This is a genomic window from Pseudomonas sp. EA_35y_Pfl2_R111 (assembly GCF_963970955.1).
In the GTDB taxonomy this organism is placed as follows: domain Bacteria; phylum Pseudomonadota; class Gammaproteobacteria; order Pseudomonadales; family Pseudomonadaceae; genus Aquipseudomonas.
Window position 1 is genome coordinate 1 of the sequence record NZ_CAXAOM010000009.1, and the last position, 8801, is coordinate 8801.

The 8801-nt window shown below is 61.7% G+C and carries 11 protein-coding genes; 3 read left to right on the top strand and 8 right to left on the bottom strand.

The window, feature by feature from the left end:
* The coding region (locus AACY25_RS20760; protein ID WP_339527258.1) for an alanine:cation symporter family protein at positions 1–542 on the bottom strand (542 nt) is incomplete at its 3' end.
* A 151-nt stretch (positions 543–693) separates the two neighbouring features.
* On the opposite strand from AACY25_RS20760, the gene AACY25_RS20765 reads away from it, so the two are divergent.
* Complete coding sequence (locus AACY25_RS20765) at positions 694–1512, top strand: helix-turn-helix domain-containing protein (RefSeq protein WP_339527259.1); 819 nt, start codon at positions 694–696, stop codon at positions 1510–1512.
* A gap of 9 nt (positions 1513–1521) precedes the next feature.
* Here AACY25_RS20765 and AACY25_RS20770 read toward each other — a convergent pair whose 3' ends face one another.
* From AACY25_RS20770 to AACY25_RS20780, 3 genes are read right to left on the bottom strand one after another with little or no spacing between them, the layout of a single operon-like run.
* Positions 1522–2202: a GNAT family N-acetyltransferase gene (locus AACY25_RS20770; protein ID WP_339527261.1), complete on the bottom strand. Its 681-nt coding sequence runs from the start codon at positions 2200–2202 to the stop codon at positions 1522–1524.
* A gap of 14 nt (positions 2203–2216) precedes the next feature.
* The gene (locus AACY25_RS20775; RefSeq protein WP_339527263.1) at positions 2217–2660 is read right to left on the bottom strand and encodes a GNAT family N-acetyltransferase; all 444 of its coding nucleotides are present in this window, start codon (positions 2658–2660) and stop codon (positions 2217–2219) included.
* On the bottom strand, positions 2657–3307 hold the full coding sequence (locus AACY25_RS20780; protein ID WP_339527264.1) for an FMN-binding negative transcriptional regulator: 651 nt from the start codon (positions 3305–3307) through the stop codon (positions 2657–2659). Before AACY25_RS20780 ends, AACY25_RS20775 begins: the two co-directional genes overlap by 4 nt.
* A 90-nt stretch (positions 3308–3397) precedes the next feature.
* On the opposite strand from AACY25_RS20780, the gene pdxR reads away from it, so the two are divergent.
* Positions 3398–4885 (top strand): MocR-like pyridoxine biosynthesis transcription factor PdxR, encoded by a 1488-nt coding sequence (gene pdxR / locus AACY25_RS20785; RefSeq protein ID WP_339527266.1) that lies wholly within the window; start codon positions 3398–3400, stop codon positions 4883–4885.
* Positions 4886–4927: 42 nt separating this feature from the next.
* Here pdxR and AACY25_RS20790 read toward each other — a convergent pair whose 3' ends face one another.
* The gene (locus tag AACY25_RS20790; protein WP_339527268.1) at positions 4928–6337 is read right to left on the bottom strand and encodes a mechanosensitive ion channel family protein; all 1410 of its coding nucleotides are present in this window, start codon (positions 6335–6337) and stop codon (positions 4928–4930) included.
* A gap of 127 nt (positions 6338–6464) precedes the next feature.
* Complete coding sequence (locus AACY25_RS20795) at positions 6465–7214, bottom strand: glutaredoxin family protein (protein ID WP_339527270.1); 750 nt, start codon at positions 7212–7214, stop codon at positions 6465–6467.
* A gap of 299 nt (positions 7215–7513) precedes the next feature.
* Between AACY25_RS20795 and AACY25_RS20800 the strand changes: the two genes are divergently transcribed.
* Entirely contained in the window at positions 7514–7648 is a 135-nt protein-coding gene (locus tag AACY25_RS20800) for a hypothetical protein (protein ID WP_339527272.1), read from the top strand.
* A gap of 23 nt (positions 7649–7671) precedes the next feature.
* Here the strand turns inward: AACY25_RS20800 and AACY25_RS20805 are convergent, their stop codons facing one another.
* Positions 7672–8427: a substrate-binding periplasmic protein gene (locus AACY25_RS20805; RefSeq protein ID WP_339527273.1), complete on the bottom strand. Its 756-nt coding sequence runs from the start codon at positions 8425–8427 to the stop codon at positions 7672–7674.
* Between the two features lie 106 nt (positions 8428–8533).
* Positions 8534–8801, bottom strand: a 268-nt coding sequence (locus AACY25_RS20810; protein WP_339527275.1) for an alanine:cation symporter family protein, incomplete at its 5' end; no start/stop codon positions are given.

Genomic DNA, 8801 nt, shown 5'->3' on the forward strand with positions numbered 1-8801 from the left:
ATCAGGCCGCTGACATAAGTCGGCATGCCGAAGGTGTCATGCATCGAGCTGGCCACGGTGTAGGACTGCACCGCATTAAAGCCGAAGCCGAAGGTCACCAGCAGCAGGATCGATACAACGATGCCCAACCAGCGCTGGCCGAGGCCGTGCTCAATGTAGAAGGCCGGGCCACCACGGTAGGTGCCGTCGTCTTCACGGCGCTTGTACAGCTGCGCCAAAGAGCATTCGAAGTAGCTGGTGGCCATGCCGACCAGGGCCACGACCCACATCCAGAAAATCGCACCCGGGCCGCCGAGCATGATCGCCACCGAGACACCGGCGATGTTGCCGGCACCGACACGACCGGCTACCGACAGCATCAGCGCCTGGAACGAACTGAGCTGGCCGGGCTGGCGCTGGAAGGCTTCAGCGAAGATGCGGAACATGCTGCCGAAGTAGCGAAACTGAACGAAACGCGAGGCGATGGTGAAATACAGACCAAGGCCGATCAGCATCACGATCAGCAGCTTGCTCCAGATCAGGTCGTTGAGAATATCGAGCATGGCAGGCGAGTCTCTCTTGTTGTTTTGTGAAGGAAATATAGGCGGGGCCGAATGGTTGAGCAGACGCGTTCGTCGCGCAATTTCGCAGGTCGCGGCGAACTGATGCGAGTTGATGCTAGAATCGCGCCGCTCGCATCACCTGGAATTCGCCATGTCCGACCATCTAGGGCCCAATCTAAAGCTGTTGTGCAGCCATTACCGGTCAATTGCCGAGGTTTGCCGCAAGCTCACGATCAATCGCGCCCAGTTCAATAAATACCTGAGCGGACAGAGCCGGCCAACGGCCTACAACCTCAAGCGGATTTGCGACTTTTTCGGCGTCGAGGCCTACGAATTGAGCCTGCCGGAAGAGCAGTTTGCCGACCTGATCGGTGCGCGCAGCGGTAGCCATGAGACGCGGGTGCTGGGTGATCCGCTGCTGGAGCTGTTCCAGCCACTCGGCGAGCACTCCAGCAGCCTGTCGCGTTACTGCGGCTACTACTTTGAATACGCCAACTGCATGTCGGTACCGGGGCAGATTCTGCTGTCGCTGGTGCAGCTGCGCGAGGAGCGCGGCAGCTACCTGTTCGAGCGCCAGGAGCGTCAGGAGCCGTCGCGTGCCGACAGTGGCAAGGCCGAAGACTGGGTGCGCTGTCGCTACCTGGGGGCGGCGTTCTACCTGCAGGACCGGCTGTTTCTGATCGACTACGAGTCGCTGACCGGCAACGAGATGACCCAGACCATCCTGATTCCCAGCTTCAAGAGCCGTATCGGCCGGCTTAACGGCCTGAAAACCGGGGTGTCGAGTGGCGACCTGCGCACTCCTGCTTGCACTCGGGTGGTCTGGGAGTTTCTTGGTAATGACATCAACCGGGTCAACGCCTACCGCCAGGTGATGCTCTACAACCCGGATGACCCGCGTATCGATGACGATATCCGCCAGCGTCTGAGCGGCGCACAGATCCGCAACGGCCTGTTCGAGATCGAATAAGCCGCTGGCCTATTGGCGCAAATCTTCCAGGCGCTGTTTCTGTTGTCCATCGGCGTTGAAGTTATCCGCCGCCAGCCAGCGTGCGAAGGCCGCGTTGCAGGCCGGCCATTCGCTGTCGAGGATGGAAAACCAGGCCGTGTCGCGGTTACGCCCCTTGACCACCATATGTTGGCGAAACAGCCCTTCGTAGCTGAAGCCCAGGCGCTTGGCCGCGCGCATCGAGCGAGCATTGTTGGCGTTGCACTTCCATTCCAGGCGACGGTAGCCCAGCTCGCCCAAGGCGAGCTTGGCCAGCAGATAAACCGCCTCGGTCGACGCTGGGCTGCGCTGCATGGCGCGGCCAAAAGCGATATGGCCAATCTCGATACAGCCATCCTTGGGCGCAATGCGCAGATAGCTCAACAGACCGACCGCACGCTGCTGGTTCAGGTCGATCACGCTAAAGAACAGCGGGTCGCGGCTGGCGGCGTGGCCTCTTAACCAGCTATCGAACGCGGCCCGTTCGCTGAATGGGCCGTAAGGCAGGTAATCCCAGAGTGCCGGGTCGCTCTCCGGGCCTTGCAGTGCTTGCCACAGGTCGTCGCCATGGATTGCCGGGTCGAGCGGTTCGAGGCGCACATACTGGCCGTCTAAGGATTCGTGGGCCGGGGCGGGCACGGGCTGCCAATCGAGAAGCGCTTGCTGGGGCATTTTGTAGCTCCTATTCAGAACTGTTTGCGGTATTGAATAAAGCCCGAGCGCTCGGCGATGCGGTCGTAGAGCTGACGGCCTGGGTAGTTGGTTTCCTGGGTCAGCCAATGCACGCGGCTGCAGCCGGCCGCCTGGGCCTGGGCATAAACGTGCTCGATCAGCAGCCGGCCGATACCACCGCCGCGCTGATCGGCGCCGACAAACAGATCCTGCAGGTAGCAGCTGTGCTCCACCGACCAATTAGTGCGGTGGAAGATCCACTGCACCAGCCCCACGGCCTGACCGTCGCGCCAGGCGAGGGCGGCATGGGTGGGCTCGCTCGGGTCGAGAAAGCGCTGCCAGGTCATGGCGCTGACCTCGGCCGGCAACTCGCTCTGGTAAAAGTGCAGATAGCCCTGCCACAACGGCAACCAGGCGGCGTGGTCAGCAGGGCTGATGGGGCGGATTGCAATGCTCATGGCGCTTCCTTGGCTACGTGTGGGTGATTGATCTGCGCGGCCAGCTCGCGATCGCGTGGGTCATGGCTGGCACTCAGGCCCTCGCGCACGCCGGCCTGGTCGGCCTGGCTGCGGTTCTGCCCGAGCTTCCACTTACCTTCCAGGCGCTGAATCGGCAGGGCGAAGCCGACAATGGCGCGCAGCATGCTGTCGATGTACTCACTCGGTGCATCGCTCACCGCCCAGGGTTGCGGGCGCTCGGCTTCGTGCAGCGCGCTGAGGCGGCTGACCAGTTGTAGCAGGCGCTCGGCGTCATCGAACACTTCGGCGCGGCCATGGGCGTGCACGCTGATGTAGTTCCAGGTCGGCACCACCTTGCCGTGCTCGGCCTTGGCGGCGTACCAGGACGGGCTGATATAGGCCTCTGCACCCTGAAAAATCACCAGTGCTTCGCTGCCTTCGGCGAGGTCGCGCCACTGTGGATTGGCGCGGGCGAAGTGGCCGTACAGCGTGCCGTATGCACCTTCATCAGGTGCCAGTAGCAGTGGCAGATGGCTGGCGAGCAAGCCCTGATTGCCGTGGCTAACCAGTGTCGGCAGGCGCGTGGCACGCATCTGCTGGTGCAGGGTGGTGAGGTCGTCCTGACGAAAGGCGGCGGGCGTGTACATGGGGCAGGCTCCTAAGTGATGAGCCATGCTAGGCAGGATATTGGTCTGTTGTAAGATCCATTTTCTGCGACTTTTATGGTGCCAATCCGCATGGCTATTTCGTCTGCTGCGCCGCTACCGGTTGACTTGTCCGGCATCCAGCTCGATGCGCAGCAGGGTCTGGCGCGTCAGCTGTATCAGGCGCTGCGCGAACGGATCCTCGATGGTCGTCTGCAACGCCGCACGCGCTTGCCGGCCAGCCGTGATCTGGCGAGCCTGCTGGGCATCTCGCGCAACACCGTGACCCGCGCCTTCGATCAGCTGTACGCCGAGGGTTATATCGAGGGGCGCATCGGTGCCGGCACTTATGTGGCTGAATTGAGCGGGGCGACGCGGCCGGCTCCAACGGCCGTGACTCCGGCGCAGCCGTCCGTCAGCCCGCAGAGTGCGGCTTTGCAGCTGTTGCAGAGCCACCATCTGAACCCGCCATTGAGCGGCGCGCCCCGGGCGTTTCGCGTCGGCGTGCCGGCCTTTGATCTGTTTCCCTTCGAGACCTGGGCGCGTTTGTCCGCGCGCTTCTGGCGCAAGCCATCGCCGGCACGCCTGGGCTATGGCGACCCGGCCGGCGATCTGCAATTGCGCGAGCTGATCGCCGCTTACCTGCGCAACAGCCGTGGCCTGCACTGCGATCCGGCGCAGATTGTGGTGACCAATGGCGCGCAGCAGGCCATCAGTCTGTGTGCGCAGTTGCTGGTTACCCCCGGCGCACGGGTGGCTGTGGAAAACCCCGGCTACCGCGCGGCCGGCCATGCGTTGGCGATAGCCGGGGCACAGCTGTGTGGGGTGGCGGTGGATGGTGAAGGTCTGGATACCGCTGCGCTGGCGCAGGTCGAAGGGTGTCGGCTGGTTTATCTGACGCCGTCGCATCAGTACCCCACAGGCGTCACCCTGTCGCTGGCACGGCGTCTGGAGTTGCTGGGGTGGGCTGAGCGCAATGATGGCCTGATCATCGAGGACGATTACGACGGCGAATACCGTTACAGCGGTACGCCATTGGCGCCGCTCGCCGCTCTCGATCGTCAGGGCCGAGTGCTCTACGTCGGCACCTTCTGCAAGATCGCTTTTCCGGCGCTGCGTTTGGGCTATCTGGTATTACCGCCAGCGCTGGCCGAAGCCTTTGCCCAGCGCCGCGCCCTGGATATGCGCCATTCGGAGATTGGCACGCAGGCGGTAATGGCCGAATTTATCGCTGCCGGGCACTTTCAGCGGCATATTCGCCGCATGCGCACGGCGGCCCGCAATCGCCGCGATGCGCTGCTGGCCGGTTGGCCTGCGGACGTGCCGGGTTGTGCGCCGCTGCCGGTAGTGGAGGCCGGCTTACACCTCTGCGTGCGGGTCGCCAGCCTGGCCCGCGAGCGCGAGCTGATCAGTGCCGCCGCAGGCGTTGGCGTGGAGATGACCGCACTGAGCAGTTACTGGCTGCCAGGCAGCGCCACGCCTGAGGATCAGCGCGCCGGGCTGGTGCTGGGTTTTGCCGCCGTCCCCGAAGCGCAAATTGAGCAGGCGCTGGCGGCGTTGCGTCGCGCTTGGAAAGTTTGACGCTCGCCGCTAGCGTTTTAACGACCGCTGTATCGCACGCTGTTATTCATGCGGCACGTCTTTGCTCAGCAGGTCATTGCCTTGGTCGGAGCGGATTTCCGCATCCACTTTCTGCTCCAGGTGTTTATCTGGTGAGACATCCAGCACCCCATCGCCGCGCTCAACCCGTACGACCGGGTGCTCATCATGGGCCGCGCGAGATACGCCGGGGTTAGTGTCGCCGGGGGTGTTGTCCAGGGCGCCAACCAGGGCCGCGTTGACCTCGGGGTCGAAGCGCAAACGGTAAATGGGTTCGGGCAAGGTGAAACCCTGCTCTTCCAGCGCACGCATGGCGGCGCGGATGGCCAGGCTGCGGGCTTTGGCAAAGTTGGTGGCGCGCTGATCGATCCAGCCAAAGAACGTCAGCACGATGTTGGAGTCGCCTACCGTGTTGATCAGCGCGTCGGGTTCTGGGTCTTGCAGAATAAAGTCGAGGGCGCGAAGGGCGTCCAGCCCGGCCTTCATCGCGGCGACTGGGTCATCGGCGGCATCAACACCGAGTTCGAATTGAAAGCGCCGTTCCGGGTTGGTCGAATAGTTGAGGATGATGCCTTTGAACACCGCCGCATTGGGAATGCGCATATGGTTGCCGTCGAGGGTCATCAGGATCGTGGCGCGCGAGGTGAGGCGCACGACGATGCCTTCGATGTCGTTGATGACCACGTGATCTTTGGCGCGAAACGGCTGACGCAGGCTCAGCATAACGCTAGAAATGTAGTTCTCCACCGTGTCGCGCACGGCGAAGCCGATGGCCAGGCCGATCACCCCTGCGCCGCCAAGGATCGTGGTTATGACGGTAGCCGCGCCCAGCAGGTTGAGCGCGAGAATAATCCCCAGCAGTAGAATGACGATGCGTGTTGCCTGGGCCATCAGATCGGCCAGGAAAGGATTCGGCGCTATTTTTCGCCACAGCATTTTTCGTCGGGCCAGGAAGTTGCCCAGTAGGGCAAACACTGCCAGTGCCAGCAACGCCAACCCAAGCAGCGGTAAGGCTTTTATAAAATTCAGGGTTTGGGTGCGTAAACGCTCAATAACTGGCCGCACGTTATCGGCCACGGCCAGCGTCCGGCTCATTTCGTCGGTGACCGTGACCACCCCGGCAAGCCGGCTGGCCAGTCGCTCGGCCTGTTGCGCCGCCACTTCATTGGCGACCTCACCGCGCAGAATCACCACCCCCTCGCCGACATAGACCGTCACTTCGCGCAGCGGCTGCAGTTCGGCAAAGATATTCTCGATGCGGGCTCTGATCTTCTCGTCACTTTCGCGGGTCTGGGCATCGATAGCCATCTCGGCGGCAGTGTCGTCAACAGCGGGGCTTTCCGCCTCGGCCAAGAGTGAGCCGCCCGGCAACAGTGCCGCCAGTAAAGCCAGCGCCCGCGCCGTGTTGCGCAGGAGGCTAATCGAACATGTCATCGCATACAGCTCCGGTCAGTCGGCGAAAGTCACTTGGTCGCTGCCAAGGCGCAGAGCAGGGTTTGAACTGGACCGGCCAAAACTCGCCCTGCTGGTCCGTCGGGGGTTGGCGCTCGCGCCCACTTACTTAAAAGGCTTTCGCCAGCATCCACAGCGCCATCGCGATCATCATTAGATTTTCGGTCAGCGAAACAAAGCCCAATGGCACCTTGCTGCCTCCGCCGACACAGGCGCATTTAATCTCACGCTTGTCGACATACACGGCTTTGATCACTGAAACCGCGCCTACGCAGCCGATAAACAGCGCCACCGGCGCGGCAAGCCATATCAGCGCGCCCGAGATCATCAAGACCCCCGCCAGCCCCTCGCCGAATGGATAGAGATAGCCATAGCGCACCCATTTCCTCGCCAGCAAATCGTAATTGAGGAACATGGTCGAAAAGCTTTCGAGATCCTGCAGTTTCTGAATGGCCAGCACGCACATGGCCACTGCGATAAACCATTCGAGTGCTCGCACCGTGAACAGAGTGCCGTAAGCCGCCCAGCTCATGGCCAGGGCCATTAGCAAGGAGACGGCAAAGATTGCAATCACGGGGGTGTAGCTTGTTTCGTCTGGCCCTTTGACGTGCTCGCCGAAATATCTACGCAGTGCATCGTAGCCACCGATACGCTGCCCTCCAATCCAGGTCTGGGGAGTTGTCTCAACGTTGTGCTGCTTCTGAAAGGCATCAGTTTCAGCGCGGGTTGTCAGGTGGTGGTCGTCCACGTCGAAGCCTTTACGCTCGAGCAAATCCTTCGACTTGAGACCATAAGGGCATAGGTGATTCTTCATCACCATGCGATACAGCGTGGCCTGTTTTGGCGTATCTGAGTCCATGACGTTTCTCCTGTACCAGCAGATTGTCTAGGGGCGCCTTGTTAGCGCCGTTTGAGGCGAACCAGGCGAGCCAGCAGTCGTCAGCAATGGCGCGCCAGTAGCGCTTCAGGGTTGAAAACCCAAGGGGTAGTAAGGGCAGACCACCGTTATGTCGTTGGATTCCATTGCATTTGCCGAGCACTGCTGACCCGCATGGCCTGAGCAGGTGTCAGGTCGCATCTCTGTGTGCGGCTTGAGCGTCTGGTTCGCGAGCGCGAGTTGATCGATGCAGCCCAACGCGTCGCGTGGCGTTGAATGGCTTGAGCAGCTACTGGCCGTCAGACAGCAGCCCTCAAGAAGACCAGCGGGCCGGGTTGGTGCTGGGTTATGCCGAAGGGCACGAGGCGCAGATTGCCGAGGCCTTGCAGTTATTGCGCAAGGCCTGGCATTTGTAGGTGTTATCAGGGGCGAGTTGCGTTCAGCACAGCTCGGGATTTTTCGCGCAGCTGCCGTAGCCTTCGCCGCGCATCTGCTCCAAAGCGCTTTGCAGGCGTTCGACCACTTCGTCTGGGGTGTCCTTATTCAGGGCCAGGTACAACTGTGAAGTTTCGAAGCTGAGCAGGGTTTGCAGATCATCGGCGCCCTGCTCTTTGGCATAGAAGCGCCAGACCGGGTCGGAGGTGGCCCATAGGTCGATCTGCCCACGTTGCAGTTTGCGGATATTTTCCTGGTCGCGCAGGGCGTTCTGCGGGGTAAAGCCCAGGCGCTCCAAGTGTTGGCTGACCGCCGCGCTCTGGTAGGCGCCGACGCGATAGGCCTTGGCCTGTTCCAGATTATCCAGTTGCGGGCTGCTGCCCTTGAGGCCGACCAGTACGCTCTGGTACTGGGCGATGGGCCCCACCCACTTGAACAACGGCTTGCGTGCCTCGCTCATGGAGGTGGAAAACAGGCCGTGGTTGGGCTTATCCATCGTCTGCTGGTAGATACGATCCCAGGGGAAGCGCAGGGTCAGGCTGTAGTTGATACCGGCGCGTTTGAACATCTCGCGCACGATGTCGGCGCTGATGCCGGTGATATTGGCGTCGCGCGCAAAGTTCTTGCCGTGGTCGGCCATATTGAAGGGTGGGAAGTTTTCCGTCTGCAGCACCACCTTGTAGTCAGGCGGCAGCTGCGCCTGACTCAGGGGGCTGAACAGCAGGCAGGACAACAGCACGGTGCAAAGAATCTGACGCATGGTCTGGCACTCCACTTGTACGGAGAGTCCCGCGCCTGCCAACTGGCCGCGCGGAGCCTATGACATAAACAACAACGCCCAGGCCAATGGCCTGGGCGTATTCAGATCAACGCTGTTGGTGCGCGTTGAGCGGGGGCTGGTTTGGCGTGTGCTGCCATACAGCTGGGTCGAGGTCCAGATCGGCGAAGTTCTTCGCGTCGAACACGGGCGACTCGACGCCGGCCTTGATCTGGTTGTCGTAGTCGCACATCAGGCGCAGGCCGACCTTGAACAGCAGCACCAGGGCAATCAGGTTGGCAATCGCCAGCAGGCCCATGGTCACATCGGCAAAGGCGAACACCGTACCGAGATCCTGCACCGAACCCCAGAGTACC

Bases quoted from the DNA above. Each gene is read 5' to 3' on its own strand.
- AACY25_RS20775 (WP_339527263.1), bottom strand. From the start codon at position 2,660: ATGAGCATTGCAATCCGCCCCATCAGCCCTGCTGACCACGCCGCCTGG.
- AACY25_RS20765 (WP_339527259.1), top strand. From the start codon at position 694: ATGTCCGACCATCTAGGGCCCAATCTAAAGCTGTTGTGCAGCCATTAC.
- AACY25_RS20780 (WP_339527264.1), bottom strand. From the start codon at position 3,307: ATGTACACGCCCGCCGCCTTTCGTCAGGACGACCTCACCACCCTGCAC.
- pdxR (WP_339527266.1), top strand. From the start codon at position 3,398: ATGGCTATTTCGTCTGCTGCGCCGCTACCGGTTGACTTGTCCGGCATC.
- AACY25_RS20805 (WP_339527273.1), bottom strand. From the start codon at position 8,427: ATGCGTCAGATTCTTTGCACCGTGCTGTTGTCCTGCCTGCTGTTCAGC.
- AACY25_RS20795 (WP_339527270.1), bottom strand. From the start codon at position 7,214: ATGGACTCAGATACGCCAAAACAGGCCACGCTGTATCGCATGGTGATG.
- AACY25_RS20790 (WP_339527268.1), bottom strand. From the start codon at position 6,337: ATGACATGTTCGATTAGCCTCCTGCGCAACACGGCGCGGGCGCTGGCT.
- AACY25_RS20770 (WP_339527261.1), bottom strand. From the start codon at position 2,202: ATGCCCCAGCAAGCGCTTCTCGATTGGCAGCCCGTGCCCGCCCCGGCC.